Origin of the sequence: Aeromonas sp. MR16 (assembly GCF_022549315.1) — a bacterium.
Lineage (GTDB): Bacteria > Pseudomonadota > Gammaproteobacteria > Enterobacterales > Aeromonadaceae > Aeromonas > Aeromonas aquatica.
Genome location: NZ_JAKZFK010000029.1, coordinates 1 through 24,796, shown reverse-complemented (window position 1 = coordinate 24,796; position 24,796 = coordinate 1). Strand labels below are relative to the sequence as shown.

Below are 24,796 nucleotides of genomic sequence, written 5' to 3'. Positions count from 1 at the left end.
CCATGTCCACTCAATACAATGCGGATGCCATTGAGGTCCTCAATGGCCTCGAACCGGTGCGTCGCCGCCCCGGCATGTACACCGACACCACCAGGCCCAATCACCTCGGCCAGGAGGTCATCGACAACAGCGTCGACGAGGCGCTGGCGGGCCATGCCCGCACCCTGGAGGTGACGCTGTATGAAGACCAGTCCCTCGAGGTGATCGATGACGGCCGTGGCATGCCGGTCGACATTCACCCGGAGGAGGGGGTCTCGGGGGTCGAACTGATCCTCTGCAAGCTGCACGCGGGTGGCAAGTTCTCCAACAAGAACTACCAGTTCTCCGGCGGTCTGCACGGGGTGGGCATCTCTGTGGTGAACGCGCTCTCCGATCGGGTCGAGGTGACGGTGCGTCGCGACGGCCAGGTCTATGACATCGCCTTCGAGCGCGGCGACAAAGTGCAGGAGCTGACCATCAGCGGCACCTGCGGCCGCCGCAACACCGGCACCCGGGTGCGCTTCTGGCCAGAGGCGCGCTACTTCGACTCGCCCCGTTTCTCGGTCAGCAAGCTGGAACACCTGCTCAAGGCCAAGGCCGTGCTCTGTCCCGGCCTCACCATCAAGTTCCTCGACAAGAACACCGGCATCAAGCTGGAGTGGTGCTACGAAGATGGCCTCAAGGATTACCTCGTTGATGCGGTCAAGCAGTTCACCTGCCTGCCGGAGCAGCCCTTCGTCGGCGCCTTCAGCACGGATCAATCGGCGGTGGACTGGGCCCTGTGCTGGTTGCCGGAGGGGGGCGAGTGCCTCGCCGAATCCTATGTGAACCTGATCCCCACTGCGCTCGGTGGCACCCATGTCAACGGCCTGCGCCAGGGCCTGCTGGACGCCATGCGCGAGTTCTGCGAGTTCCGTAACCTGTTGCCGCGCGGGGTCAAGCTGACTCCGGAAGACATCTGGGATCGCTGCGCCTACATCCTCTCGGTCAAGATGCAGGATCCCCAGTTCGCCGGTCAGACCAAGGAGCGGCTGTCGTCCCGCCAGAGCTCGGCCTTCGTGTCGGGGGTGGTGAAGGATGCCTTCAGCCTTTACTTAAACAGCAACACCGAGCTGGCGGAGCAGATCGCCGAGATCTGCATCAGCAGCGCCCAGCGCCGGATGCGCGCCGCCAAGACTGTGGTGCGCAAGAAGATTACCCAGGGCCCGGCCCTGCCCGGCAAGCTCACCGACTGCAACTGCGCCGACCCCATGCAGGGGGAGCTGTTCCTGGTGGAGGGTGACTCCGCGGGCGGCAGCGCCAAGCAGGCGCGGGACCGTGAATTCCAGGCCATCATGCCCCTGCGCGGCAAGATCCTGAACACCTGGGAGGTCGAAGCCGGTCAGGTGCTCGCCTCCCAGGAAGTGCACGACATCTCTGTGGCCATAGGCCTGGATCCGGACTCGGAGGATCTCTCCGGCCTGCGCTATGGCAAGGTGTGCATACTCGCGGATGCGGACTCGGACGGTCTGCATATCGCCACCCTGCTGTGCGCCCTGTTCGTGAAGCACTTCCGTACCCTGGTCAACAAGGGCCATGTCTATGTGGCCATGCCGCCGCTCTACCGGATCGACATCGGCAAGGAGGTCTTCTATGCCCTCGACGAGGACGAGAAGAACGGCGTGCTGCAGCGGGTCGAGGCCGAGAAGAAGAAGGGCAAGGTGATGGTGACCCGATTCAAGGGGCTGGGCGAGATGAACCCGAAACAGCTGCGGGAAACCACCATGGATCCCAATACCCGCCGCCTGGTGCAGCTCACCATGGGCGAGCTGGAGGAGGGGGACGAGACCCTGCAACTGATGGACATGCTGCTGGCCAAGAAGCGTGCCCCGGATCGCCGCGAGTGGCTGGAAGAGAAGGGCAACCTCGCCATCATCTAAGCCGTCGGCTGGCCCTGTACGGGCCAGCAAGCATTTAGCCGGAGTCGCCCTGTGGCGGCCCCCGAACCGAAAGAGAACTATCACATGAGTGATGCTATCGAGCTCAGTCTGGATGGGGTAGAGCGCCAGCCAATGCGCACCTTCACCGAACAGGCTTACTTGAACTACTCCATGTACGTCATCATGGACCGGGCCCTGCCGCACATAGGCGATGGCCTCAAACCCGTGCAGCGGCGCATCATCTACGCCATGAGCGAGCTGGGTCTGTCGGCGCTCTCCAAGCACAAGAAGTCCGCCCGTACAGTGGGTGACGTGCTGGGTAAGTACCACCCCCACGGCGACAGCGCCTGTTACGAGGCCATGGTGCTGATGGCCCAGCCCTTCTCCTACCGCTACCCGCTGGTGGACGGTCAGGGCAACTGGGGGGCGCCGGACGATCCCAAGTCCTTCGCCGCCATGCGTTACACCGAGGCGCGGCTGTCGCGCTTCTCCGAGCTGCTGCTCTCCGAGCTCGGCCAGGGCACAGTGGAGTGGACCCCGAACTTCGACGGCACCATGAAGGAGCCGGTGGTGCTGCCCGCCCGCCTGCCGCACATACTGCTCAACGGCATCACCGGCATCGCCGTGGGCATGGCGACGGATATCCCGCCCCACAACGCGCGGGAAGTGGCTTATGCTTGCGCCGAGCTGCTGGACAATCCAAACGCCGGTCTGGATGCGTTAATGCAGCACATCCAGGGGCCGGACTACCCGACCAGCGCCGAGATCATCACCCCGCGCGACGACATCCGCAAAATCTACGAGACCGGCAAGGGCTCCATCAAGCAGCGGGCGGTGTGGAGCGAGGAGGATGGCGACATCGTCATCACGGCGCTGCCCCATCAGGCCTCGGGCGCCAAGATCATGGAGCAGATCGCCGCCCAGATGGTGGCCAAGAAGCTGCCCATGGTCAGTGATCTGCGGGATGAGTCGGACCATGAAAATCCGACCCGTCTGGTGATCATTCCCCGCTCCAACCGGGTGGATATGGAGGGGCTGATGGCCCACCTGTTCGCCACCACGGATCTGGAGAAGAACTATCGCGTCAACCTCAACATCCTGGGGCTGGACAACCGCCCCCAGGTGAAGACCCTCAAGATGATCCTGTCCGAGTGGATCGTCTTCCGCCGTGAGACGGTGCGTCGCCGCCTGCAGTATCGCCTCGACAAGGTGCTGTCCCGCCTGCACATCCTCGAAGGCTTGCTGGTGGCCTACCTCAACATCGACGAGGTGATCGAGATCATCCGCACCGAGGATGAGCCGGGCAAGGTGATGGTGGAGCGCTTCAACATCAGCGAGACTCAGGCCGAGGCCATCCTCGAGCTCAAACTGCGCCACCTGGCCAAGCTGGAAGAGTTCAAGCTGCGCGCCGAGCAAAACGAATTGGCCGAGGAGCGGGACAAACTCGAACTCATTCTGGGTTCGGAGCGCCGCCTCAATACCCTGCTCAAGAAAGAGCTGCTGGCGGATGCCGAGAAGTACGGCGACGATCGCCGCACCCCGCTGGTGGAGCGTGCCACCGCCGTGGCCCTGACCGAGAAGGAGCTGACCCCGAGCGAGCCGGTGACCGTCATCCTGTCGGGCGCGGGCTGGGTGCGCGCCGCCAAGGGCCATGACGTGGACGTGGAAGGCCTCTCTTACAAGGCGGGGGATGGCTATCTGGCCCACGCCTGCGGGCGCAGCAACCAGCAGGCGGTCTTCCTCTCTAGCCTGGGCCGCACCTATTCCCTGGAGGCGCACACCCTGCCTTCCGCCCGCAGTCAGGGGGAGCCGCTCACCGGCCGCTTCGCCCTGGGGGCGGGGGAAGAGGTGCGCCATCTGGTGATGGGAAATGAGGGCGAGCCTTACCTCATCGCCAGTGACGCCGGTTACGGCTTCGTCTGCAAATATGACGACCTGATTGGCAAGAACAAGAACGGCAAGGCGCTGCTGACGGTGCCGGAAGGGGGCCTGGTGATGGCACCCCAGAAGATTGGTTCGCCAGAGACCGATCTCTGCATGGCCATCTCCAACGAGGGGCGCATGTTGCTGTTCCCGCTCAGCACACTGCCGGTGCTCGGCAAGGGCAAGGGCAACAAGCTCATCAGCATTCCGTCGGCGCGGGTCAAGGCGCGGGAAGAGTTTATGGTGATGGCCGCCATTATCCCGCAGGGGCAATATGTCACCCTGTTTGCCGGCAAGCGAAAGCTGACCCTCAAGCCCTCGGATCTCGACTACTACCGTGGCGAGCGCGGCCGCCGCGGCGCCAAGCTGCCAAGAGGCTTGCAGCGGGTCGATCGTATCGAGATTGAACCCGCCGCCGGTGCCGAGCCAGCAGCGGGGGAAAATCTGGAAGGGTAATAAATATAAGGGAGCGAATTATTCGCTCCCTTATATTTTAATTGATGAGATTTTTTTTAAATTATTTCAATTTTCTCTCATGTGTTTTTCTAGTTCAGAAAAATACATTCTTCTAGACTCCATATGTCTTTTAAATTGAGTTGCTTTATCATCGGAGCTGTTAGTGTCGAGAGTGAACCACAAAGATGGCTCAGGATGGATTGACATGTACTGCTCAATTTTGACTTCAACCTCATGCAATATCTTATCAATGGACGATGTGATTTTTCTGTAGTCTCGTTCCAATGGGATAATCACTTTAAATAAAGCAATATAGAAAGGGATTAACAAAGCGAGCACTATTGCGATAAAACAATTCAGGCTAAGCATCCAGCCTGTGTTCATGGATGACAATATTAGCCCAACAAAGCATACCGTAGAAAAAAGCAAGCAAACCTTTCTAAGAAAATTAACCTTTCCCATTGGATGAGAAATTGAAAAAGGATACCAAGCATCTTCCTCATAACCAGAGAATAGGTCACTCAAATCTTTAGAATATCCCTTTTTAACTTTAAGTCGATATCTGAATTTGTTGGAGTGCCTTCTCCTATAGTATTCTATAATTCTTTCTACGCTAACCCATTCTGCAATGAAGTAAATTGCCGTGAATAATTGAAACAAGCTTTGCAAATTGTTTATCAGTATATCATTCTGCATGAGGCTTCCTAGTTGGCTCTTGGGATTGAATTAGCGAGTGGAGACAGTTTAAATGAGCTTACGCATTTATAAAGGTGATTTCTAAAAAATGTAGGGCCGTTGATTTGATTAGCGAAACGTAATCCGTTATTCGTGAGTACCTGTTATCACCAGCCCCACTGGCAGCCCTTTCTCTCCCTTTTTACCTTTCGCCACAGTGCCAACGGCGCTGACATTCAGGCCCCGCCAGTCACCCCCACTCGCTAAGCTTAAAGGAAGCAGCACAGTGCCAGGAGGTCAAATATGGAAACGGAGAAAGCCATAGGGCTTATCGAGGCTCACGGGGCCTTTCACGGGGATCACTACAGCTTCAACAGCGACGAGTTCGTGCAGTGGTGTCGGGAGGATGCCCACCAGACCCTCAGCCTGGAGCAGGCCAATCATGAACTTGCCCCTTTCTGCATCCGGGTCGGCTATGCAGAGCCGAGCAGGTCGTGGCGTTACTATCTCACCTGATCCCCATCTGACGCAGGCAAAGGCGAGGCAAGGGTCTCGCCTTTTCTGTGGACGGGGTAATGGAAAAAGGAGCCGTCAGGGCTCCTTTCTTGTGATCATGCCCCGCTGCTCTTATATGCCAGCCTGGCCACCATGCAGCAGCACCATGATGGTAAACAGCAGCCAGTCATTGATGATGTGCGCGCCGGTCGATACCCAGATATTTTTGGTGATGATGTAGCCACTGAGCAGCACTATGCGGGCCGTGCCGATCACCAGAAAACATTGCAGAAAATTCCAGTCATAAGTGGGCAGGTGCATGGCCCCGAAGATAAGGGCGGTGCAGAGCCAGGCGGTGATGATGGCGGACTTGCGGCTCAGGCTGAGCTTGGTGTGACAAAACCAGAGGATGGCCAGAAAAGGCAGTATGGAGACCACCTCCTCGCCGAAGAGCTGGGGCGCCGTTTTTACATAAAAGAGGATGCGCGCCGTATTGGAGGCTTCTGCCAGCATGGCGTTGACCGGGTTTTCACTCATCTTGAACAGGTGCTGCAGTACCAAGGCAACGGCGACCGAGACCAGGATGTTGACGCCGGAAATCGCCAGCATCAAGAGGACATCCCGCCCCGTCGGCGTTCGAAACAGCGATCGCCATGCCTTCCCCGCCACCATGGCGAGCACGGCCAGGGGGATGAGAGGAAACAGGATGGCGGGGACAAAGCCGCCCGCCGTGGTTTTATAAAACCCTATGTGCGCCGTCAGCACGGCAAAACCCAGCACCACCCCCAGCAGGATCAGCACCCAGCTGCGGCCAGACAAGGCATTTGGGGATTGGCGATAAAAGGGGAAGTCTCCGGCACTTCTACGCTCGACGCCATAGTAATCACCGTCGTTCAATTCCGGCATTGCTGCTGATTGCTGCTCACCCATGCTGACCCCCGATAGTTCATTCAGTTGGCATGGAGACAACCCTACACCAAGTGGGGCACCTGAGTGGCCACGTCGGCCTCTTTATTTAACGGCCAATCATCAAGCTGTTATTGCGGAGCACCTGCCTTCCAGGCCGTCATTTCATTCGGCCGCTGCACCATGACTGGCGCCCCATCGATTTCACCTATGTTGCCGGTGCAATACGCTGCGCTTATTGCACCGCCGAAGCCTTAATTATTGAAATTCCACTTGATGGGCAGCTCGATATCGAAAATCAGCTGATCCCCTTCCAGGCTAAAGGGCAGGCTGGTCTGGTGCTGCTCATATTCGTTGACGATCAGGCAGCACTCGAAGAAGTTGGATTCGTAGCTGAGGTGGGCCAGGCCCTGGGTGCCGTCTTGAGCGAGTTCGATGCGCAGCACCTGCGGCGGGTGCTCCTGACTGAGGTTGACCGCGGGATTGCCCTCATCCACCAGCCGCTCCAGCAGGGGGAAGAAGTCTTGTTTGTGGGCCGCGATGGCCTGAGCGATCGCCTGTTCCAGCTCGGCCTGGGTGGCAAAGGGGCCGGCGAGCCGATACTGGGTCTGGATCCTTTCCTGAGTCATGACGTTTCCTCCTGAACTGAGATGTGGGAATGGCCTGATCCGTTTGAGGGGCCCTTAATCCTGGACCGGAGACCCGTCTATTTTATTGCAAATTATCGGCTCTGCCTTACCCAATCCGGGTATTCCTCGCCCTGGTAGATGAAACGATCTGTGAAATCACAACAGGGCAGATGTTTATAAAATTTCAGGCGGGGATCCGGCCATTCTTCACCAGCGCCCGGCGGATGTTCTTGCACATCTTGCCGAAACGATAGAGCTCGTCGAAGCTGGGCGGGATGCCGCGATTGATCTGATATTGCCAGTAGCAGAGATCCGTATCCACCAGCTCCATCAGCTTCTTGGGGCAGCCGATGCAGGTGTTGTTCGGCCCGCATTTGAAGGTATCCGGTTGATAGAGCGGGAATTCTTGCTTCACGGCATCGATGATCTGCTGCATCGCGGTGATACGGTCGGGTTTTCTGCTCACGCCTGGCCCCTGCTGCCTGTAGGAAGAATTCATTATATTCCTGACAGTCTGTAGGCCAATTATACCAAGGGGTTAGCTCATTGTGGGTGGATCTGCCGGCAGGGGTCCTGGCGGGGCGGATGCCGCACGAGGGAGGCGGCGCTCAGTCCTCTATGGGCGAAGAGGGCAATGAAACAGGAGGATGCAGTCTGTGGCTCCTCTATATGGGCTTGCCGGAGGCATGGCTGGAGAAGATGGTGATGAGCCGGCCGGCGGGCTCGCGCAGGGTGAAGAGCTCGTGCGCGATGGCGGGGCGTGCCTCTATGGGGGAGGGCGCCAGCCCCAGGGCGCTCAGGCGCCGGTGGCTGTCGTGCAGATCGTCGACCATCAGATCGAAGGGGGCCTCTCCCGCAACGACCTTATCGCTGTGCATCAGTAGCAGGTGGGTGCCGCCGCGCATCTCCAGAACGGAGATCTCGGGCCCGTCGAAGAGGAGCCTCATGCCGAGGGCCCGCATAAAGTGGACCGACTCCGCCATGCGATCCGTCTGCAGCACCACGTGAGCCACGCCCACCAGGGGTTTCTTGTCGTCCAGCTCCATCTATGCGCCTCCCGAAAAACTGTGTCGCCGTCCAAGCCCGCCTTTTCCCATGCCAGGCGATATGGCGGGATAGCAATACGCCCGGTCAGACCGGGCGTTATAAGGATGGATGGGATGGGCCGCGCTTGCAGTGACAGCTTCTGCCGGGGCACATTTGCTACCCGCCATGGGGGCAAGCCACTCCTGTACTGTCATCAAGCATGGGCGCATTGCCCTCTGCGTGATTGGCTGCAATGACCGAGCCAAAGTGCGATCAGGCGGTGACGGGCGTCGCCGACGGGGTAAATCTGGCGGCGATCAGCTGGCGCAGACGGGGCACCAGCAGCAACAGGATCAGGCCACCTGCGAGGGAACCCCAGCCCAGCATATTGAACACCGAGCCGTAGCCCGGATTGGTGGCGATCGGGGTGCTGCCACTGTTTTGCGGCATGGCGGCGGAGACATAGCCCGCCAGCACAGAGGCGACGCCGGTCACCATCATCCAGCAGCCCATCATCAGCCCCTGCAATCTGGCGGGGGCCAATTTGCCGATCATGGCGTAGCCGATGGGGGAGATGAGCAGCTCCCCCAGGCTCTGCAGCACATAGCTGATGGCGATCCACTTGAAGGCGACCAGGCCGTCCGCCCCCGCCAGATGGATGCCCACCGGCAGCACCAGCATCCCCAGCCCCATGCAGAACAGGGAGGCGGCAAACTGGGAGGGGATGTCGATGCGCCAGCCCTGCTCGCGCAGGCGCTTGAACAGCAGGGCCATCAGGGGGCCGCCGATGACGATGACCAGGGTGTTGATGTTCTGGATCCACTGGGGGGCGACTTGCCAGCCGAACACATTGAGGTTGATGTTGTGCTCGGAGAACAGCATCAGCCCCATGGGCGCCAGCTGGTAGAGGGACCAGAAGATGAGGGAGCCGAGGGCCAGAATGAGGTAGGCCACCATGCGGCTGCGCTCGGCCGGATCCCGATGGCGCGCCGTTATCACGCAGAGCAGCACCAGCACCATGGCCCCCAGCAGCAGCACGAAGCTGCCGCTGAAGCTGGCGTGGGTCAGCAGCAGGCGCAGGGCCGGCACCAGCAGGGCCAGGATGGCGAGGCCGCCGAGCATGCGCAGGTAGAAGCCGCGTCCCTTGATGTGGCGCAGCGGGGTGTTGATATCCGCCAGAATGGGCCAGAAGCAGAGGGTGGCGATGATGGCCAGCACGTTGCCCAGGGTGGCGAACAGGAACAGGGTGCGGTAATCCTCGGTCAGCTGGAAGTAGCCCGCCACCGAGAAGCCGATGAAGAAGCCCAGGTTCATGCCGGCGTAGTTCCACAGGAAGGCGCTCTCGCGGCGGTGATCGTCGGGGGCGAAGCGCTGGGTCAGCATCATGTTGAGGCAGGTGACGTTGAGGCCGCTGCCGGTGAGGAACATGGCGAGCCCCCAATAGAGGCCGCTGATCCCCCTCTCGGCGATCAGGTAACAGCCGATCACCTGCAACACCATGCCCATGACGAACAGGTTGCGGTTGCTGAGGTAGCGCCCGCCGAGGTAGCCGCCAAACAGGTGCAGGCCGTAGTTGAAAGCGCCGAAGATCCCCATCATGGCGTTGGCCTGGGATTCGCTGAAGCCGAGGCGCTTGGTGGCGTAGAGCACCAGGGTGGAGTAGAGGACGGCAAAACCCAGGGTGGCGAAGGTCTGGATGAAGAACAGGGCACCCGAGCCCGGGGGGACGCTGGCGTGATGAGAAGCTGGGGTCGAAGCGCTCACGGCTTGTCTCCTGTGAGAGGAAAGAATCACAACTCATCCTGAGAGCGTACCGGTCTGCTGCCGGTTAGCCTGTCGTGCGTCCTGCGGGTTTCAAGGCTGGATCGACATTTAGCGACCAGCCTAGGCAAATTGCCAGACCTTAAATTTAATCCCGAACGATTAATTGCTGTTTATCAATTTATTCTGACTTTTTATTCTTTTGCTGTGGCGGCTTGGTCACGCCTTGGTTGGTGAGAACGGCGCCATCCTCGGCATCTTGATGGCTGTTTGGCTCCAAGTTGGTCAGGGTAGCGAGATCCCTGTCACTTTTGTGACGTCATTCCCGCCATGGCCGAGGTGCAAAAGGGAGGGGCCATCCATGCAACCACGCTCTGGAAATGCATAAATATCTGCATAATGGGGCAGTTGCCGCCATGGCCGGCTTGCTGCGTATAGCACAACGCCCGGCGAACCGGGCGTTGGATTATGACGGAGAGGGGGAGGCCTATTTCTTGATTTCATGGCCAATTACGCCACCGACGACGGCCCCACCCACGGTACCAACCGCACTGCCTCCGGTCAGAACCGAGCCACCGACGGCGCCGATACCGGCTCCGATGGCGGTACTCTTGTCTTGTTGCGACATGCCGGAGCAAGCTGCCAAGCCAAACAGCATGACCATTGCGACGGCGCCTCGTGCTAAACCATGGATCTTCTTCATGGGGTTACCTCTTGATACTGATCAATACGTCAGGGTGTATTCAGCCATCAACCATGAGGCTGTGACTGATCCCGACCCGGTCCCCAACGCGTAAGCCCGGATAGTGGTTGCTCGGCGGCAGAGCTGGCGGCATATCGAACGGCTGCTCCACATACCAGACGGGCGGTTTGCTAGCCGCTTGTCTGTGATGGCGACCATCTTCCCCCGGCTCCGCGCGCCTGTCTGTACGCTAACGCTTATAGGGGGGCCTTTCTGATGCCACTGCCGTTGCTCCTCGCCTCGCGGCCGGGTGCCGCAGTCATGGGCAGCGCTTGTTACCCCCTGCGGTCATTCCCGGCCCCTTATGTGTGCCAGATGGGCGGGGGAGGCGGTGCTGTGCGGGATGGCTGTGGGCATATGGAATGGTCGCAATGGTGTGGCGATGCGGGTGTGTTCTCTTTTCCTCCGGGAGGGGGATATGACAACGCCCGGCGAACCGGGCGTTGAATAACGACGGATTGGGCGGCTAAAGCGCGCCTCAGAAGTCGTGGTAGAGCGGCCAGCCTAGCAGGGGGTGCCTGAGGCCGGCGCGCATCTCCATGTTGTCGAGCTTCTCCGGCGAGGCGTTCTCCCGCTGCAACTGCTGGTACTGGCGGACGAAGCTCAGGCTGTGCAGCAGGTTGGGCACGAAGCCGGGGCTCAGCTCCTGACGCAGGGCGGCGGCCATGTCGAGGGGCAGCTCGGCGAGCAGGCGTTCGAGTTGAGCGGCGATATAATCTTTGCTGTACCACTCATCTTTTAGCGCGATATCCCGTGAAAGCCGGCGTTTGAGATCCTGTTTCACCTTTATCTTCGCCGCCCCGTCACCTTCACCGCAGAGCAGGCGATAGAGCAGGGCCTCCGCCAGCTTGTCCTCCATGGTGGGGTGGTCATTGTCATAGGCGAAGAAGTGGCTGTCCAGCAGCCCCATCAGCCGGGTCTTGTTGTGCTCGGCCAGCGCTTTTTCATACTCCTGCCAGCCTTGCCACTCCTCCACGTCCGGTGGGCTCGAGATCTTGTCCAGGAGCCGTGCATCCACGTCCCCATAGAGGCTGTTGCCGGTCTGCTTGGGGCTGACGGAGATGAGCATGGACCAGCCCTTCTGGAACGGCTTGATGGGGCCTTCCGGCGCCTGCAACAGCGCCAGCGCCTTGGCGGTATCCCGCTGGGAGAGCTCCTGCAGCCCCAGGCTCACCACCCCGATCACGTCGTGGGCGGCCTGTTCCAGCAGGTGCATCTTGTACTTGTTGTAGTACTTGTCGGCAAACTTCAGGCTCATCAGCACCGCCTTGCCCTTGATGGCGGCAAGTTGCTGGGGGCTCAGGCGCTCGTTGTCACGACCGAAGCGCAGCACCTGGCTGAGGAAGGGACCCTCGTTGGCCTCGCGGATGACTAGTTGCATGGTTATCTACCTCAATCCAGGAAGCTGAACATGTCGTCGACGTCGCCGTACTCGTCTTCCTCGACCTTGTTCTTCTCCTTGGCCTGCATCACCAGTTCGGCGGCGAACTTGTTGATGATGCCATCCCAGGAGGAGGTTTCGCTCCGCAACAGGGACTTGATGGCTTTCTCCACCTCGGGGGCCTGCTCGCGGATCAGCATCAGCAGGCTTCTGGGGTCATCCAGGGAGTAGTCGTGGGTGCCCTCGGCCTGCTGGCGCTCGCTGTAGCGCAGGGACTCCTCGAGATCTTCCTCCTCGGCGTGCAGCACGTCGCCATAGCCTTCGTCGTCCTCGTAGCGATCGCCACGATAGAACTCGATGAAGGGGATGGCGAGGTAGAAGAGGCCGGCCGGATCTTCGGCGATGCATTCCAGGATCTCGCGCTGCTTGGCTTCGTTGTCCTGGGTGCGGATCAGGTAGTTGAGGAAGTCGAAGGTGTGCTGCTGCAACTCATCGGCGTTGTTCTTGATGGCCTCTTCCCAGTAGAGGGGCTGCTGGCAGACGATGTCGCGGATCCGCTCCGGGGTCATCAGCTCGGAGATGATGGACGGGAAGGAGATGTCGTGTTGGCCATTGATCTGGGTCAGGGTGACGATATCAATGTTTTCAATGACTTCGGCCAACTGTTCGTCGGACATGGTCTTGGCGATCAGCTCGAACTTCTCGCTCGCCTGCTTCGGCTCGATCACGGCCAGCTCTTTGATCTCGATGGCGGTAATTTCTATCAGACTGTTGCTCATGCTCTTATCCACTGCGGGCCCCAATTAGAAACGTACTTCGTCGTACATGTCCTGATCGTCTTCTTCACCGTCTCCACCGTGATAGTCGGCGTCGGCATCTTCCCCGTCATCCTCATCCTCGTCGCGCAGCTCGTAGTCGTCATCCATATGGCGGCCGCCGCGAGGCAGGGGGTTGTCCAGCAGATAGACCACGGCGCAGGCTTCGATGAGCTGCTCCTCGCTCTGGGCCCGCACCGCCTTGACCAGGGGCAGGTCTGCGTTGTTGAACGCCACCGACACCTTGAACTCGTCCCAGTCGGGCTGCACGTTGCTGCCGAGCCACTTGGCCCAGGCCAGCTTGGCCTTGGGGGGGAATTGCACCCGGCCATAGAGCGCCAGCGGCAGGTATTCGGGCATGAATTCCAGCATGCTGATATCCGCCAGCAGCAGGGCCTTCATCTTGCCGGTGAACTGCTCCAGCGCCTTGGGCTGGTCCTGATCCCGGTAGGATTCGATGTTCTCGCCAGCATCACTCTGTAGCGCCTTGAGCCGCGCCTGATCCCATTTTTTTTGCATAGCACCCTCAGGGGTAGAATTGGTCCCACATCTCCTGCATGGCAGCAGCGGGATCGGTCACGATGATATTGTTGAAATCTTTGATAAAAGCGGCGCGTGCCTTGGGATCGGAGAGGACCTCGTAGGCCTTCTTCACCTGATGCAGCAAGGCAGCGGCCTGCTCTTTCTCTTCTTCGCTCGCCCCGTGCAGCTTGTCGGGGTGGTACTGGTTCGAGAGCCGTCGATAGGCTTTCTTGATGTCGTTTTCGCTGGCGTTGGACTTGACGCCCAGCACCCGAAAGTAGTTGTTCATGACAGATCCTGCATCATCAGAGTCACAATGCTGGCGCCTGATGGGGCTTGGGGAACCAGGCACGGTAAAAACCCGTCATTTTAACGGAAACAAGGCGCCACCGCCATGAATAGGAAGCGATATGGCCAGGATCGGGGTGGGGTTGGCTCCCGGCCGGGGGGCTACAATGGCAGTAGGGGCGAGGTGGCGGCCTGTTCTCCACCCACTCCCCGGCGGCAGGGGCGGGTGCTGGCTCAGGTACCAGGCTCACGCCAGATCACCAGGGCCGGCAAGGCCGGGTCAGCATAAGGAATCATCGCCATGTTCAAACCTTGTCTTCTCTCCCTCGCGCTCTTCAGCGGTTTCACCTTCGCGGTCGATTCGTTGCCCGCCACGCCCATGATGGGGGACATCACCAAGACGCAGTTCATGACGCGCGCCGAGCAGCGCTTCGCCCTGCAGGATCACAATGGGGACGGCGTGCTCTCGGTTGCCGAGAAAGAGGCCGCCCTGACCAAGATGGAAGCCTTGATGAAGCAGGCGGGCAAGCCCGTGCCGGAGCGGATGAAGGGCCTGAAGCCGAAAGGTAACACCACCAAGGCGCAGTTCATGGAGCGCCAGGAGATCATCTTCTCTCGCCTGGACAAGAACGGGGACGGGGTGATCGGCGAGACGGAGCGGGCCGACATCAAAGCCCATCTCGACAAGCGGGTGATGGAATCGACTCAATAGGTTGCGCCTGAGCTGTGCGTGCCATGCCATAAAAAAGAGCCCGGTGTCGCTACCGGGCTCTGGTCATTTCGGGTTTTCGCCGTCGTTACCAACGGGCCCACAACAGTCGCAGCTTCAGACCCCAGCGGCTGCTCCAGCCGGTGGTGCTGCTCACCAGCTTGCCATCCTCGATGATGAGGAAGGTCGGGGTCACTCCCACCTGCCATTGGGCGGCGAGGTTGCCCTGCTCATCGTTGTGGGTGGGAAAGCTCAAGCCCTTCTTGCTCATGCCCTGCTGCAGTTGGGCGTCGCTGCCGGAGCGCAGGGCCACCGTCAGCACGTTCTCACCCTCCTGCCACAGTTGCTCCACCATCGGGGTGGTGAAGCGGCAGACCCCGCACCAGCTGGCCCAGTAGTAGACCAGCAGCGGCTTGCCCTGACTCAGGGCGGCGAGGCTGGTATGGGTGCCATCTTGCAGGGTGAAGGGGGCCTCCATGGCCCCGTCCGGCAGGGTCGGGCCGCGCCACAGATCCAGCAGGGTGGAGACGACCAGCGCCATCAACAGCAGCCAGAGCGCCTCCTTGCCCCAGCGTCGCCAGCGGGGCGCCTTTGCTACCGCATCTTCCGCCATGGCTTAGCTCCGCTTGGCCAGCTCGGTCTTCACCAGCTGTTCCAGTTCTTCGTACGGGAGGGCGCCCGGCACCAGCTGGTTGCCGATCAGGGTCGCCGGTGTGCCCTGCACGCCCAGGAGTGTGCCGATGCGAAGGCTGTTGCGCAGCTCCTCGGTGGCCTTGGCATCGGGCTTGAGGGTCAGGTTGTCGGTGGCCGCCAACGCCTTGTTGATGTCCGTCTCGGTCAGCATGCCCTGCTTGCTCATCAGCTTGTCGTGCAGGGGGAGGAAGCGGGCCGGATCCTGTTGCCACAGGGTCAGACTGTACTGGGCCGCCTTGGCGGAGGTCTGGCCCTTGAACGGCAGCAGCTTGATCACCAGCCCCAGATCGTTCGGATAAGCCTTGAGCAGCTTGGCTATCTGGGGATCGAACTGCTTGCAGTAGGGGCAGTTGTAGTCGGTAAACAGCACCAGGGTCAGCTTGGGATTCTTGGCACCGAGGCGCGGGCTGGTGGCGCTGTTGAACAGCACATCCTGATTGCCCTTGATGAAGTTGCCGAGCTGGGCCTCCTGGGCGGCGGTGTTCTGCTTCTCCCAGGATTCGGCCGCCTCGTCGAGGATCTTCGGATTCTGTACCAACGTCTCGCGAATGAGCTCCTTGATGCGCGCCTCCTGCTCCGGGGTGAAGGGGGCGGCGTGCAGGGCCGGGGCCAGCAGCGCGGCAGAGAAAGAGGCGATCAGGGTCAGGGTACGCAGGTTCATGGTTGTTCTCCTTGGAAGCTGTTGTTGTCCGGCGCGAGGCCGGCCTGTTTCAAGACGATGAGCAGGTCGGCCTTGTCCAGCAGGGGGGAGAGGGTCTCTCCCTGCGGTAAACCGGGACCGTAGATCTGGTTGAAGGGCACGGCGGCGGCCCCCCGCTTGCGCAGGAAGGCGGCGATGGCGTCGCTCGGCCTGCTCCAGTCGCCGCGCAGGGCCACCAGGTCTGGGGCCGAGAGGGCCTCTTGCACCTCATCACGCAGCAAGACGTTGTATTTGTTGGCCTTGCAGGTCACGCACCAGTCGGCGGTGACATCCACGAAGACCCGCTTGTTCTGCGCCAATGCCTGAGTGATAGCCTGTTCGGACAGGGGCTGCCAGGTCACCCGATCGACGCTGGCCGAGCCCTGGACGGTGAAGGCCCCCCCCAACAGCAGGGCGCCGCCGATCAGGGCCGAGAGGGAGAGCGCCAGCGTGAAGCCGCGGATGCCATAACGCCAGATGATGCCGACCAGCAGCGCCAGCAGCAGGCCCGCCATCAGCCAGCGGGTGGCGAGGGTGCCCAGATGGTTGCCGAGCAGACTGACCAGCCAGAGGCTGGAGCCCAGCATCATCAGGCCAAGCAGGATGCGCAGCCGCCCCATCCAGCGGCCCGGTTTCGGCAGCAAGAGCGCCAGACGCGGCAGGGCCGCCACCAGCAGCCAGGGCAGGCTCATGCCAAGCCCAAGCGCGGTGAAGATGAGCCACAGCTCCCCGAGCGGCGCCACCAGCGCGAAGGCAACCGCGGTGCCGAGGAAGGGGGCGGAGCAGGGGGTCGCCAGCAGGGTGGCAAAGCTGCCCTGCAGGAAGTGGCCCCCCAGGCCATTGCCACCGCTGGTGGCGAGCCGGGTGCTGAGACTGCTCGGCAGGCGGATCTCGAATAAGCCCAGCAGGTTGGCGCAAAACAGCGCCGTCACCAGCACCATGAAGCCGATGAAGCCGGCGCTCTGAAACTGGATACCCCAGCCGACCGCGCCCTGGGTGGCGCGCAGCAGGCTGCTCATGGCGGCCAGCACCCAGAAGCAGGCGAGGATGCCGGCGCTGGCGGCGAGGAACTGCTTGCGCACCTCGGCCTGTCGCCTGTCTTGCTGTTGCAGCACCGAGCCGAGCTTGAGCGCCAGCACCGGCAGCACGCAGGGCATCAGATTGAGGATGAGACCGCCGAGCAGCGCGGCCCCCAGCAGCCAGAGCAGCGACTCGTGCTGCTCGGGCAGGGCCAGGGCCGCCGTTATGCTAGCCTCGGTCTGCCAGGCCTGTTCCCCGCTGGTGAGCAGCAGGCCCAGGGTCTTGCCGCGCAGATCCGGCGCATCCCCCTGCCAGCCGTCGCTGACGGGGACCCGGGCGATCAGGCGATTGCCCTGTACCTCGACCTCGGGTTTGCCAAACTCGGCCCCTTCCAGCCCATCGATGAAGAGGGCCGGGGCCTGCCAGCCGCCGGCCCGTTCCGCCAAGAGCTGCAACTGGTTGTGTTGATAGCCGAGCTGGATGTCGATGTCGGCCGGCAGGGACTGGGGCAGGGCGCTCATGGCCTTGGCCCAGGCGAAGTCGAAGCCCGCCGCCACGGCGCCACCCGCATCGAGCGTGAAGGGATAATCGGTCAGGATGCAGACGTTGCTGCAGGTGGAGAGGCGCAGTGTGCCCTTGAGTGGCTCATCGGCCGGATGGCGCAGACTGAGGGGAAAGCTGACGCTCTGTTGGTAGCCCTGGGTGCTGAGCCCGGCCACCTCGAAGTGGCGGGGCACGGGCCAGTGCCACTGGAAATCTGCGACGGGTTTATCCCACAAGATCTGGGGTGCTATGCCCCCCTCACCCGGGCTGTGCCAGTAGGTTTTCCAGCCCGATTCCAGGGCTATGTCGAGCAGGATCCGGGTCTGATCGGGGTCGCTGCGATCGGCCTGCAGCCGCACCTTGGCGTGATCGTTCTGGGGGCTGGTGAGCCAGCCCGTGTCGCTGGCCAAGCCGATGGATTGCCACAGCAAGCAGCCCAGTAGCAGGGTTGCCTTGAAGAGATTTGACATCTTGTTGTCTCGCAAAAAATGAATGACGGTAAATGACAGAAACCGCTGAACTCATTCCCGCCAGACGCAGAGGGTGAGATGAAGACGCCGCTCGGGCGGCGAGATGACTCTCGGGGGAGGCAAGGGGGGCGTATAGCGCCAGAGTGGCGCCAACAGGGCAATGACCAGTGCGACCGCGAAGAACAGTTGCTCGACGCAGAGCAGGCTGGCGGCGCTCAGCCACTTGCCGTTGAGCTGGCAACTGCTCGGCTGCGGGCTGCTGGACTTGGCGCTATCCTGATGGTCGGCAGCCCCTGGCTGGGGGAGCGCCTGGCAGCTGAGGGCCTGATCGAGCATGGCCAGCCGGGCCAGCGGCTGGGCCGCACAATTGAGCAGCAACAGGCAGACCAGCAGCAGGAGTCGTTTCGCCATGCGTTGTTGGTGGATCATGCTCGCCCCGTTCATCAAGATGGCCACATCCTAACGGCCATTGGCGGGTGGGGCAAGTCGGGGGGAAGGCTGAGTGTGCCCCAAGTGGTGCCGGGGATGGTCGGTTCTGTTTGGCGAACGCTTGTTCGCTAAAAGGGGGACCAGTATACTGCGCCGAGTCAAATTCCGAGGTGTTCGATGCTCAAACTTGCCCGTGTGCTGCTGCTAACCCTGCTGCTCGTCTTCTGGTTCGTGTTTGGTCTGTTGCTCTGTCTGGTGCGCCCGCGCCACCCCAACAACGTCTATGTGTTTGCCCGCATGTACCATGCCGTCTGCCCGCTGATCGGGCTCAAGGTCAGGGTGATCATCCCGGACGAGGTCAAGTCGGTCGGCCCAGCTGTCTATGTCTGCAATCACCAGAGCAACTTCGACATCTTCACCGTGACTGGCGCCGTGCGCCCCGGCGTGGTGGCGGTGGGCAAGAAGAGCCTGCTGTGGCTGCCGTTCTTCGGCCTGATCTTCTGGCTTTCCGGCAACGTGCTGATCGACAGATCCAACCGTTCCCGCGCCATCGGCACCATAGGCCAGGTGGTGGATCGCATCAAGCACCATGGCACCTCCATCTGGATGTTCCCGGAAGGGACCCGTTCCCAGGGCCGTGGCCTGCTGCCGTTCAAGGCTGGCGCCTTCCATACCGCAGTGCAGGCCGAGGTGCCCGTGGTGCCCATCGTCTGCTCCAGCTACTTCGGTCAGGTCGACCTGAACCGCTGGGACAACGGCGAGGTGCTGCTGGAGATGCTGCCGCCTATGTGCAGCAAGGAGCACGGTGCCGCCGGCATCCGCGAACTCTCCGACAACTGCCGCACCCAGATGGAGGCCAAGCTGGCCGAGCTGGACAGCCAGCTGGGTCATGGGCCGGCCGCCTGAGCCAGGATCCGCTGAATGATTGAGGGAGCCGTCGGCTCCCTTTTTTATTGGTGAGAATCACCATCTTGTTGGTTTTTTTCACCACTTCATGCTTGTTGAATTTCTGCCATACATCCCCATCTAGTTGTAACACAACGATAAATTATCTTGGCACGGCTCTTGTAATGGTATGGGAAGAGAGTGACATCCCATCAACGAGGAGCCAGACCATGAGCCTATTTAGCCGCCTGACCGACGTGATCAATGCCAACCTGCACAGCCTGCTCGACAAGAGTGAGGATCCGGAGAAGATGCTGCGGCTGATGATCGAGGAGATGGAGCAGGTGCAGGTCGAGATGAGAACCCAGGCCGCCCGCGTCATCGCCGAGCAGAAGCAACTGGAGCGCCATCAACAGGCGCTGCGCCACCAGATCCTGGAGTGGGCGGCCAAGGCCGAGCTCGCCATCCAGAAGGGCCGTGAAGACTTGGCACGTGCCGCCCTCACCGAGAAGCTGACGGAGGTCAAGAAATGCGAGCAGCTGGAGCAGGACAAGGCCCGGGTGGCCGAGGTGCTGGCCCAGCTGACCGCCGACAGCGAACGGCTGGCCGCCAAGCTGACCGAGGCGCGGGAGAAGCAGAAGCTGCTGACCCTGCGCGAGCAGACGGCCCACAGCCGGATCCGGGCCCGTGCCCAGGTCGACAACCAGCGCATGCACGAGCTGATGGCCCGTTTCGACGGCTTTCAGGGCCGGGTGGATCAGCTGGAAGCCCAGCTGGAGGCGGCGACTCTGGGGCAGAATCCCTCCCTGGAGGCGCAGTTCCGCGAGCTGGAGCTCAATGACGAAATCGAGCGCGAACTGGCCCGACTGAAGGGTCAGAAGGTCGAGGTGTAATCATGACCCCCTGGCCGAAAGACCTGGCCCATCGCAAGCTGACCGGGGTCTGCGCCGGCCTTGCCAAGGGGTTGGGTATCTCCAGGGTGACGGTGCGGGTGGTGGCCTTGCTCGCCCTGATCCTGATGCCGCCCCTGGCCCTGGCCATCTATCTGTTGGCGGTGCTCGCCATGCCACCCCGTCGTGAATTGAAGCGCTGGCTGGATTGACCCCGTGTCTTTCCGCCGGCAAGTGAGATGCGTGAGGAGCAAACCATGCTGGAATTTATCGTCTTGATGCTAGTGCTGGTGACCATGGCGCTGACCGGTTTTACCGTGCTGGCCATGTTGCTGGTGAGCGGGGTCTTCGTGCTGTTTGGCGCCCTGGCCGGCATGGTTGCCCTCATCATCAAGCTGGCGCCCTGGTTGTTGGGGCTGCTGCTGGTGTGCTGGTTCATCAGCAACAGGCGCAAGCAGTCAAATACCTACCGTTAAGCCTCCCTGGCTTTTCCCCGGCCACCGTTCGCGGTGGCTTTTTTTATGGCGTCGGGTCGGTGGTGGCCTCGGCTTCGATGCCTGCCAGCCAAGGTCGACTCCACTCATCCCACAGGGAAGGGTCTTGCACCAGTCGCTCCTTGAAGGCCTTGCTCTGCTGCTTGAGCCGATATTCGAGGCGAAGGGCATGGCTCTTGTCTTCGACCTGCTGCCGCCACACCAGGGTCAGCGGCCCCTTGCCCCGCAGGGCACGGGCCCCCTTGCCGCTCTGGTGCTGACGCAGACGACGCTCCGGATCCGTGCTGATACCCGCGTAGAGCGAGTTCGCCCCGGTGCGCACCAGATAGATAAACCAGCGGGAAGGCGGCGTATCGGCCACGGTGGCCATGCTCATGTCTTGCGCCATTCGAGCCGGCGGCGCCTGAGCAGATGCAGGGGCAGCAGGCTTACCAGCAGGCCGGCCCAGACGAAGGCGAAGCCCACCGATTTGACCGGATCCGGCGTCTCGCCGAACCAGAAGATGGCGAGCAGGAAGGCGAGGCTGGGCTCGATATATTGCAGCAGCCCTACGGTGCTCATGCGGGTGCGTGCCACCGCGTAGCAGAACAGACCCACCGGCAGCAGGGTGGCGGGGGCGCTGCCCATCAGCAGCAGGCGATCGCTCCAGTCTCCGGCCATAAACAGGCTGGTGCCCTGGACGCTGAGATAGCCGAGGACGAGCAATGCAACTGGGAGCTGAACCAGAGACTCGAGGTAGAGGCTGACCCCGGCGTCGTAGCGCACCTTCTTCTTGATGAGGCCGTAGAAGGCGAAGTTGGCCCCCATGATGAGGGAGAACCAGGGCAGCTCGCCATAGGAGAACAGCATGTAGGCCAGCCCTGTCAGCGCCAGGGCGACCGCCAGGCGTTTCTGCGGAGTCAGCCGTTCTTTCAGGAAGAGGACGGCGAACACGATGTTGAACAGCGGCGTCATGAAGAAGGCGAGGCTGGTGGCCAGCACCTGGCCCGTGGTCAGGCACCAGGTGAACATGCACCAGCTGATGGACATGACGGGGCCCGCCAGCAGGATGAGGCCGAGCTGGTGCGGCTCGGCGCGCAGACGCGCCCAAGGCACGGATACACCGAGTAGCAGGAAGATCCCGCCGAGCAGGACGACCGACCAGAGCACCCGGTGGGAGAGCAGCTCCCACATGTTCACCTCGGGCATGAACTGGTAGTAGAGGGGTAGCAGACCCCAGAGCACGAAGGAGAGGGCCGCACTGCCGGTGCCCAGCCAATTTTTCATCCCATTCCGTTTATTAAATTAAACAAATGTGGCGGCATGATAAGTATCTGCCGCCGGTTCCACAAGCGGGATCCTGCCGGAAACTCTGTTACCATGGCCACCATGAACCGACTCGATAGCTTGTTTGAACAGATCCGGGCCTGCCGGTTATGCGAGGCCCACCTGCCGCTGGGGCCCAGGCCGGTGATCCGCGGCAGCGAGCGTGCTCGCCTGCTGATCATCGGTCAGGCGCCGGGCACCCGGGTCCATGCCAGCGGCATCCCCTGGGACGACCCTTCCGGCGATCGGTTGCGTCACTGGCTCGGGGTGGACAAGGAGACCTTCTACGACGAGTCCCGCATCGCCATCATGCCGATGGGGCTTTGCTATCCGGGCCGGGGCAAGTCGGGGGATCTGCCGCCGCGCCCCGAGTGCGCGCCGACCTGGCACGACAAGGTGCTGATGCTGCTGCCCCATATCGAGCTGACCCTGCTGATCGGCCAATATGCCCAGCACCATTATCTGGGCCGAGCAGCTAAAGGCACGCTCACCGAGACGGTCAGAAACTGGGCCGACTATGGCCCCGCCTGGTTGCCGCTGCCCCATCCCTCGCCGCGCAACACCTTCTGGCTCAAGAAGAATCCCTGGTTCGAGCAGGATGTCATCCCGCACCTTAGACAGAGGGTCACCCCACTGCTGGGGTGACCCTCTCATTACCGGACTCAGGTCGCGGGCTCGGCGACCGGTTTTGGTTTGCCACGGGCCATGACGACGAGGGGCAGCACTATGCACAGGCACCCCAGCAGCAGCGGCAGTCCCGGTTGCTCGTCGAACAACCAGACCCCGATGGCGACTGCCATCAACAGGCCGGTGTACTCCGCCGAGGCGATCTTGCTCGCCTCCGCCTTGCGATAGGCCACCACGCAGAGTCCGGCGTAGACCATGATCAGCGCCGAGGAGCCGAACGCGGGCCACCACATCTGCCACTGCCAATCCCCCCCTTCCCACCAGGCCAGCGCCAGTATGATGGGCATGCTCAGCACGTTGGTGAAGAACAGGGTCTGGGCGATGGGCTGCTTGAGCGGGATCCGCTTGATCAGCAGGTTGTTGACCGCCATGGAAAGCGCGACCCCGAGCGCGGCCAGGGCCGCCCAGTTCACCTCGGTCGGTCGCAACACGATCAGCACCCCGATGAAGCCGAGCAGCGCCGTCAACACCTTCTGACGCGACAGCGCCTCTCCCGCTAGCCAGACCGCGAGCGGCACCATCAGCAACGGCGCCGCATAAAACAGGGCGTTGGCGGTGGCGAGCGGCAGGCGGGTGAGGGCGACCACCATCAGGCAGACACCGATGGCCCAGATGTGGGCACGCAGCAGGTGCCACTTGAGCGCTACCGGCGGATGGCGACGCCAGGACCAGAGCAGCCAGGGGGTCAGCAAGAGGGCGGCGGAGAGCTGGCGGAAGAACACGAACTGGAACACCGGCTGGCTCGGATCCAGCACCTTGACCAGCGCATCGGAAAAGACCGCCACCATGTTGCCAAGCACCAGATAAAGGATGCCGATCCCGACTGCATTCATACCACCTCCCGCTTCAGATGAGGGAAGGGTAGCCCTCCTCTTGTTATCCAGTAAAATGATAAAAAATCACCATCCATGAGAATTTTGGATAATGAAACTGCCCCCCCTGCGCGCCGTTCAATACTTCGAGGCGGTCGCCCGTCTGCTCAGCTTCTCCCGTGCGGCGCTGGAACTGAACGTCAGCCAGAGCGCGGTCAGCCACCAGATCCGGCTGCTTGAGGATTTTCTCGGGGAGCGGTTGCTGCTGCGCCAGGGTCGGCTGTTGTCACTGACCCAGCAGGGGGAGCTCTACTTCGAGGGTATCTCGGCGGGGCTCGGCCAGATTGCCCAGAGCAGCGAGCAGTTGCGCGGCGGCGGCGAGATGCGGCTGCGGCTCGCGGTCTACAGCTCCTTTGCGGTCAAGTGGCTGATCCCGCGCCTGGCGGGCCTGCGCCAGCTCTACCCCGAGCTGGATCTCAGCCTGGAGATGGTGGCGGAAGATCCTGAACTGTCCGATCGGGTGGCGGACTGCTTCATCACCGTCTCCCCTCACGGGCGCGGTTACAGCCACGATCTCATCTATCGGGAGCGGCTGTTCCCGGTCTGCAGTCGGCGCCTGCTGCAACAGGTCGAAGGGAAGTGGCCCCAGGCCATCTGGCAGTTGCCGCTGTTGTCGGTGCAGTCCATCTACAAGGCGCGAGGGGAGGATTGGCAGCGCTGGGCCAAGGCGGGTGATCTGGTCATCCCGGATGAGGCGCGCATGCACCACTTCAGCCACGTGCTGCTGGCGATGGAGGCGGCGGCCTGGGATCAGGGGGTGGCGTTCGTGAACGATTACATGCTGCGGCCGGACGATCCCCAGCTGGTGGCGCTGCCGGTGCACCAGCTGGTGACAGGGGATGCCTTCTATTTCACCTGTAAGCGCGCGCGGGCTCACGAGCCCGCCATCAGCCGGTTGCGGCAATGGCTGATGATGGAGACGCGGCAGAGCATGAGTCAACCTTGAGCGGTGGTTTGTCCTGCTTTGTTGAGATTAAACTACTGTAATTGACTGCTAAGGCAGGTTTTGTTGAAGGTTTTTGCCATGGGACGGAATGGCGGTGGTCATTGTCGCTGTCCGGCCTCGTGCCTTCTATGCTCGCTTGAACTGATTTAGCACAAACCGGCTGGTGGCACAGACCACGACCGAGGGGCCGAGATTGGGAGTGGCCTGATAGCAACGATCAGGCCACCCGAGATTCAGGCTTTCTTGAACTGACTGAGCACAAACAGGCTGGTGGCACAGACCACGACCGAGGGGCCGAGATTGGGAGTGGCCTGATAGCAACGATCAGGCCACCCGAGATTCAGGCTTTCTTGAACTGACTGAGCACAAACAGGCTGGTGGCGCAGACCACGACCGGGGGGCCGAGATTGGGAGTGGCCTGATAGCAACGATCAGGCCACCCGAGATTCAGGCTTTCTTGAACTGACTGAGCACAAACAGGCTGGTGGCACAGACCACGACCGGGGGGCCGAGATTGGGAGTGGCCTGACAGCAACGATCAGGCCACCCGAGATTCAGGCTTTCTTGAACTGACTGAGCACAAACAGGCTGGTGGCACAGACCACGACCGAGGGGCCGAGATTTGGAGTGGCCTGATAGCAACGATCAGGCCACCCG

General features: G+C 61.5%; 28 protein-coding genes. 10 read left to right on the top strand and 18 right to left on the bottom strand.

Features of this window, described 5'->3' with window-relative positions:
• Window positions 1–2 precede the first annotated feature (2 nt).
• Both parE and parC read left to right on the top strand, forming a co-directional pair.
• Complete coding sequence (gene parE / locus MM194_RS17685; RefSeq protein ID WP_241344288.1) at window positions 3–1,898, top strand: DNA topoisomerase IV subunit B; 1,896 nt, start codon at window positions 3–5, stop codon at window positions 1,896–1,898.
• Between the two features lie 84 nt (window positions 1,899–1,982).
• A complete protein-coding gene (parC, locus tag MM194_RS17680) occupies window positions 1,983–4,277 on the top strand; it encodes a DNA topoisomerase IV subunit A (protein ID WP_241344287.1) in 2,295 nt (764 codons plus the stop codon).
• A 66-nt stretch (window positions 4,278–4,343) separates the two neighbouring features.
• Here the strand turns inward: parC and MM194_RS17675 are convergent, their stop codons facing one another.
• Window positions 4,344–4,973 carry a hypothetical protein gene (locus MM194_RS17675; RefSeq protein ID WP_152599348.1) on the bottom strand — a complete coding sequence of 210 codons (630 nt, stop codon included), beginning with the start codon at window positions 4,971–4,973 and terminating at the stop codon, window positions 4,344–4,346.
• A gap of 282 nt (window positions 4,974–5,255) precedes the next feature.
• On the opposite strand from MM194_RS17675, the gene MM194_RS17670 reads away from it, so the two are divergent.
• Window positions 5,256–5,468: a hypothetical protein gene (locus MM194_RS17670; RefSeq protein ID WP_033131787.1), complete on the top strand. Its 213-nt coding sequence runs from the start codon at window positions 5,256–5,258 to the stop codon at window positions 5,466–5,468.
• Between the two features lie 111 nt (window positions 5,469–5,579).
• Here the strand turns inward: MM194_RS17670 and MM194_RS17665 are convergent, their stop codons facing one another.
• The 10 genes from MM194_RS17665 to MM194_RS17620 form a co-directional block, all read right to left on the bottom strand.
• The gene (locus MM194_RS17665; RefSeq protein ID WP_033131788.1) at window positions 5,580–6,353 is read right to left on the bottom strand and encodes a CPBP family intramembrane glutamic endopeptidase; all 774 of its coding nucleotides are present in this window, start codon (window positions 6,351–6,353) and stop codon (window positions 5,580–5,582) included.
• 254 nt (window positions 6,354–6,607) lie between these two features.
• Complete coding sequence (locus MM194_RS17660; protein ID WP_033131789.1) at window positions 6,608–6,982, bottom strand: hypothetical protein; 375 nt, start codon at window positions 6,980–6,982, stop codon at window positions 6,608–6,610.
• Between the two features lie 184 nt (window positions 6,983–7,166).
• On the bottom strand, window positions 7,167–7,418 hold the full coding sequence (locus MM194_RS17655) for a hypothetical protein (RefSeq protein ID WP_033131790.1): 252 nt from the start codon (window positions 7,416–7,418) through the stop codon (window positions 7,167–7,169).
• A gap of 229 nt (window positions 7,419–7,647) precedes the next feature.
• Complete coding sequence (locus MM194_RS17650; protein WP_033131791.1) at window positions 7,648–8,028, bottom strand: VOC family protein; 381 nt, start codon at window positions 8,026–8,028, stop codon at window positions 7,648–7,650.
• 253 nt (window positions 8,029–8,281) lie between these two features.
• Complete coding sequence (locus MM194_RS17645) at window positions 8,282–9,772, bottom strand: oligopeptide:H+ symporter (RefSeq protein WP_033131792.1); 1,491 nt, start codon at window positions 9,770–9,772, stop codon at window positions 8,282–8,284.
• Between the two features lie 484 nt (window positions 9,773–10,256).
• Complete coding sequence (locus MM194_RS17640) at window positions 10,257–10,472, bottom strand: glycine zipper 2TM domain-containing protein (protein ID WP_033131793.1); 216 nt, start codon at window positions 10,470–10,472, stop codon at window positions 10,257–10,259.
• Between the two features lie 517 nt (window positions 10,473–10,989).
• The gene (locus MM194_RS17635) at window positions 10,990–11,892 is read right to left on the bottom strand and encodes a hypothetical protein (protein WP_241344286.1); all 903 of its coding nucleotides are present in this window, start codon (window positions 11,890–11,892) and stop codon (window positions 10,990–10,992) included.
• 11 nt (window positions 11,893–11,903) lie between these two features.
• Window positions 11,904–12,671 carry a hypothetical protein gene (locus MM194_RS17630; protein ID WP_241344285.1) on the bottom strand — a complete coding sequence of 256 codons (768 nt, stop codon included), beginning with the start codon at window positions 12,669–12,671 and terminating at the stop codon, window positions 11,904–11,906.
• Window positions 12,672–12,695: 24 nt separating this feature from the next.
• Entirely contained in the window at window positions 12,696–13,226 is a 531-nt protein-coding gene (locus MM194_RS17625) for a hypothetical protein (protein ID WP_042643077.1), read from the bottom strand.
• Window positions 13,227–13,233: 7 nt separating this feature from the next.
• Window positions 13,234–13,518, bottom strand: a complete 285-nt coding sequence (locus MM194_RS17620) for a DnaJ domain-containing protein (protein ID WP_241344284.1) — start codon at window positions 13,516–13,518, stop codon at window positions 13,234–13,236.
• A gap of 300 nt (window positions 13,519–13,818) precedes the next feature.
• Here MM194_RS17620 and MM194_RS17615 point away from each other — a divergent pair, with 300 nt between their 5' ends.
• Window positions 13,819–14,229 carry an EF-hand domain-containing protein gene (locus tag MM194_RS17615; RefSeq protein ID WP_033131798.1) on the top strand — a complete coding sequence of 137 codons (411 nt, stop codon included), beginning with the start codon at window positions 13,819–13,821 and terminating at the stop codon, window positions 14,227–14,229.
• 85 nt (window positions 14,230–14,314) lie between these two features.
• Here MM194_RS17615 and MM194_RS17610 read toward each other — a convergent pair whose 3' ends face one another.
• The 4 genes from MM194_RS17610 to MM194_RS17595 are packed head-to-tail and all read right to left on the bottom strand — an operon-like array spanning window position 14,315 to window position 18,060.
• Window positions 14,315–14,839 (bottom strand): protein disulfide oxidoreductase, encoded by a 525-nt coding sequence (locus tag MM194_RS17610; RefSeq protein ID WP_241344283.1) that lies wholly within the window; start codon window positions 14,837–14,839, stop codon window positions 14,315–14,317.
• Window positions 14,840–14,842: 3 nt separating this feature from the next.
• Window positions 14,843–15,580 carry a DsbA family protein gene (locus tag MM194_RS17605; RefSeq protein WP_241344282.1) on the bottom strand — a complete coding sequence of 246 codons (738 nt, stop codon included), beginning with the start codon at window positions 15,578–15,580 and terminating at the stop codon, window positions 14,843–14,845.
• A complete protein-coding gene (locus MM194_RS17600; RefSeq protein WP_241344281.1) occupies window positions 15,577–17,631 on the bottom strand; it encodes a protein-disulfide reductase DsbD domain-containing protein in 2,055 nt (684 codons plus the stop codon). Before MM194_RS17600 ends, MM194_RS17605 begins: the two co-directional genes overlap by 4 nt.
• A gap of 51 nt (window positions 17,632–17,682) precedes the next feature.
• The gene (locus tag MM194_RS17595) at window positions 17,683–18,060 is read right to left on the bottom strand and encodes a hypothetical protein (protein ID WP_241344280.1); all 378 of its coding nucleotides are present in this window, start codon (window positions 18,058–18,060) and stop codon (window positions 17,683–17,685) included.
• A 177-nt stretch (window positions 18,061–18,237) separates the two neighbouring features.
• Between MM194_RS17595 and MM194_RS17590 the strand changes: the two genes are divergently transcribed.
• The 4 genes from MM194_RS17590 (at window position 18,238) to pspG (ending at window position 20,311) form a co-directional block, all read left to right on the top strand.
• Window positions 18,238–18,966 carry a 1-acylglycerol-3-phosphate O-acyltransferase gene (locus tag MM194_RS17590; protein ID WP_033131729.1) on the top strand — a complete coding sequence of 243 codons (729 nt, stop codon included), beginning with the start codon at window positions 18,238–18,240 and terminating at the stop codon, window positions 18,964–18,966.
• A 209-nt stretch (window positions 18,967–19,175) separates the two neighbouring features.
• A complete protein-coding gene (gene pspA / locus MM194_RS17585) occupies window positions 19,176–19,838 on the top strand; it encodes a phage shock protein PspA (protein WP_241344279.1) in 663 nt (220 codons plus the stop codon).
• A gap of 2 nt (window positions 19,839–19,840) precedes the next feature.
• Window positions 19,841–20,047, top strand: a complete 207-nt coding sequence (locus MM194_RS17580; RefSeq protein WP_033131727.1) for a PspC domain-containing protein — start codon at window positions 19,841–19,843, stop codon at window positions 20,045–20,047.
• A gap of 45 nt (window positions 20,048–20,092) precedes the next feature.
• Window positions 20,093–20,311 (top strand): envelope stress response protein PspG, encoded by a 219-nt coding sequence (gene pspG / locus MM194_RS17575; protein ID WP_033131734.1) that lies wholly within the window; start codon window positions 20,093–20,095, stop codon window positions 20,309–20,311.
• Between the two features lie 43 nt (window positions 20,312–20,354).
• Here the strand turns inward: pspG and MM194_RS17570 are convergent, their stop codons facing one another.
• Window positions 20,355–20,705 (bottom strand): GIY-YIG nuclease family protein, encoded by a 351-nt coding sequence (locus tag MM194_RS17570; RefSeq protein WP_033131726.1) that lies wholly within the window; start codon window positions 20,703–20,705, stop codon window positions 20,355–20,357.
• Window positions 20,702–21,595 carry an EamA family transporter RarD gene (gene rarD, locus MM194_RS17565; protein WP_241344278.1) on the bottom strand — a complete coding sequence of 298 codons (894 nt, stop codon included), beginning with the start codon at window positions 21,593–21,595 and terminating at the stop codon, window positions 20,702–20,704. Before rarD ends, MM194_RS17570 begins: the two co-directional genes overlap by 4 nt.
• A gap of 102 nt (window positions 21,596–21,697) precedes the next feature.
• Here rarD and MM194_RS17560 point away from each other — a divergent pair, with 102 nt between their 5' ends.
• The gene (locus MM194_RS17560; protein ID WP_241344306.1) at window positions 21,698–22,279 is read left to right on the top strand and encodes a uracil-DNA glycosylase family protein; all 582 of its coding nucleotides are present in this window, start codon (window positions 21,698–21,700) and stop codon (window positions 22,277–22,279) included.
• Window positions 22,280–22,296: 17 nt separating this feature from the next.
• Here MM194_RS17560 and MM194_RS17555 read toward each other — a convergent pair whose 3' ends face one another.
• Window positions 22,297–23,154, bottom strand: coding sequence for a DMT family transporter (locus MM194_RS17555; RefSeq protein ID WP_241344277.1), 858 nt, complete (start codon window positions 23,152–23,154; stop codon window positions 22,297–22,299).
• A gap of 91 nt (window positions 23,155–23,245) precedes the next feature.
• Between MM194_RS17555 and MM194_RS17550 the strand changes: the two genes are divergently transcribed.
• A complete protein-coding gene (locus MM194_RS17550; protein ID WP_241344276.1) occupies window positions 23,246–24,139 on the top strand; it encodes a LysR substrate-binding domain-containing protein in 894 nt (297 codons plus the stop codon).
• The last annotated feature ends 657 nt before the right edge of the window (window positions 24,140–24,796 follow it).

Excerpts from the sequence above, each read along its gene's own strand:
- MM194_RS17570 (WP_033131726.1), bottom strand. The coding sequence starts at position 20,705 with ATGAGCATGGCCACCGTGGCCGATACGCCGCCTTCCCGCTGGTTTATC.
- MM194_RS17655 (WP_033131790.1), bottom strand. The coding sequence starts at position 7,418 with ATGCAGCAGATCATCGATGCCGTGAAGCAAGAATTCCCGCTCTATCAA.
- MM194_RS17665 (WP_033131788.1), bottom strand. The coding sequence starts at position 6,353 with ATGCCGGAATTGAACGACGGTGATTACTATGGCGTCGAGCGTAGAAGT.
- MM194_RS17670 (WP_033131787.1), top strand. The coding sequence starts at position 5,256 with ATGGAAACGGAGAAAGCCATAGGGCTTATCGAGGCTCACGGGGCCTTT.
- MM194_RS17580 (WP_033131727.1), top strand. The coding sequence starts at position 19,841 with ATGACCCCCTGGCCGAAAGACCTGGCCCATCGCAAGCTGACCGGGGTC.
- parE (WP_241344288.1), top strand. The coding sequence starts at position 3 with ATGTCCACTCAATACAATGCGGATGCCATTGAGGTCCTCAATGGCCTC.
- MM194_RS17555 (WP_241344277.1), bottom strand. The coding sequence starts at position 23,154 with ATGAATGCAGTCGGGATCGGCATCCTTTATCTGGTGCTTGGCAACATG.
- MM194_RS17550 (WP_241344276.1), top strand. The coding sequence starts at position 23,246 with ATGAAACTGCCCCCCCTGCGCGCCGTTCAATACTTCGAGGCGGTCGCC.
- MM194_RS17620 (WP_241344284.1), bottom strand. The coding sequence starts at position 13,518 with ATGAACAACTACTTTCGGGTGCTGGGCGTCAAGTCCAACGCCAGCGAA.
- pspA (WP_241344279.1), top strand. The coding sequence starts at position 19,176 with ATGAGCCTATTTAGCCGCCTGACCGACGTGATCAATGCCAACCTGCAC.
- MM194_RS17640 (WP_033131793.1), bottom strand. The coding sequence starts at position 10,472 with ATGAAGAAGATCCATGGTTTAGCACGAGGCGCCGTCGCAATGGTCATG.
- MM194_RS17600 (WP_241344281.1), bottom strand. The coding sequence starts at position 17,631 with ATGTCAAATCTCTTCAAGGCAACCCTGCTACTGGGCTGCTTGCTGTGG.
- MM194_RS17635 (WP_241344286.1), bottom strand. The coding sequence starts at position 11,892 with ATGCAACTAGTCATCCGCGAGGCCAACGAGGGTCCCTTCCTCAGCCAG.
- MM194_RS17560 (WP_241344306.1), top strand. The coding sequence starts at position 21,698 with ATGAACCGACTCGATAGCTTGTTTGAACAGATCCGGGCCTGCCGGTTA.
- MM194_RS17630 (WP_241344285.1), bottom strand. The coding sequence starts at position 12,671 with ATGAGCAACAGTCTGATAGAAATTACCGCCATCGAGATCAAAGAGCTG.
- MM194_RS17650 (WP_033131791.1), bottom strand. The coding sequence starts at position 8,028 with ATGGAGCTGGACGACAAGAAACCCCTGGTGGGCGTGGCTCACGTGGTG.
- MM194_RS17605 (WP_241344282.1), bottom strand. The coding sequence starts at position 15,580 with ATGAACCTGCGTACCCTGACCCTGATCGCCTCTTTCTCTGCCGCGCTG.
- MM194_RS17675 (WP_152599348.1), bottom strand. The coding sequence starts at position 4,973 with ATGCAGAATGATATACTGATAAACAATTTGCAAAGCTTGTTTCAATTA.
- MM194_RS17610 (WP_241344283.1), bottom strand. The coding sequence starts at position 14,839 with ATGGCGGAAGATGCGGTAGCAAAGGCGCCCCGCTGGCGACGCTGGGGC.
- MM194_RS17625 (WP_042643077.1), bottom strand. The coding sequence starts at position 13,226 with ATGCAAAAAAAATGGGATCAGGCGCGGCTCAAGGCGCTACAGAGTGAT.
- MM194_RS17590 (WP_033131729.1), top strand. The coding sequence starts at position 18,238 with ATGCTCAAACTTGCCCGTGTGCTGCTGCTAACCCTGCTGCTCGTCTTC.
- pspG (WP_033131734.1), top strand. The coding sequence starts at position 20,093 with ATGCTGGAATTTATCGTCTTGATGCTAGTGCTGGTGACCATGGCGCTG.
- rarD (WP_241344278.1), bottom strand. The coding sequence starts at position 21,595 with ATGAAAAATTGGCTGGGCACCGGCAGTGCGGCCCTCTCCTTCGTGCTC.
- MM194_RS17660 (WP_033131789.1), bottom strand. The coding sequence starts at position 6,982 with ATGACTCAGGAAAGGATCCAGACCCAGTATCGGCTCGCCGGCCCCTTT.
- parC (WP_241344287.1), top strand. The coding sequence starts at position 1,983 with ATGAGTGATGCTATCGAGCTCAGTCTGGATGGGGTAGAGCGCCAGCCA.
- MM194_RS17595 (WP_241344280.1), bottom strand. The coding sequence starts at position 18,060 with ATGATCCACCAACAACGCATGGCGAAACGACTCCTGCTGCTGGTCTGC.
- MM194_RS17615 (WP_033131798.1), top strand. The coding sequence starts at position 13,819 with ATGTTCAAACCTTGTCTTCTCTCCCTCGCGCTCTTCAGCGGTTTCACC.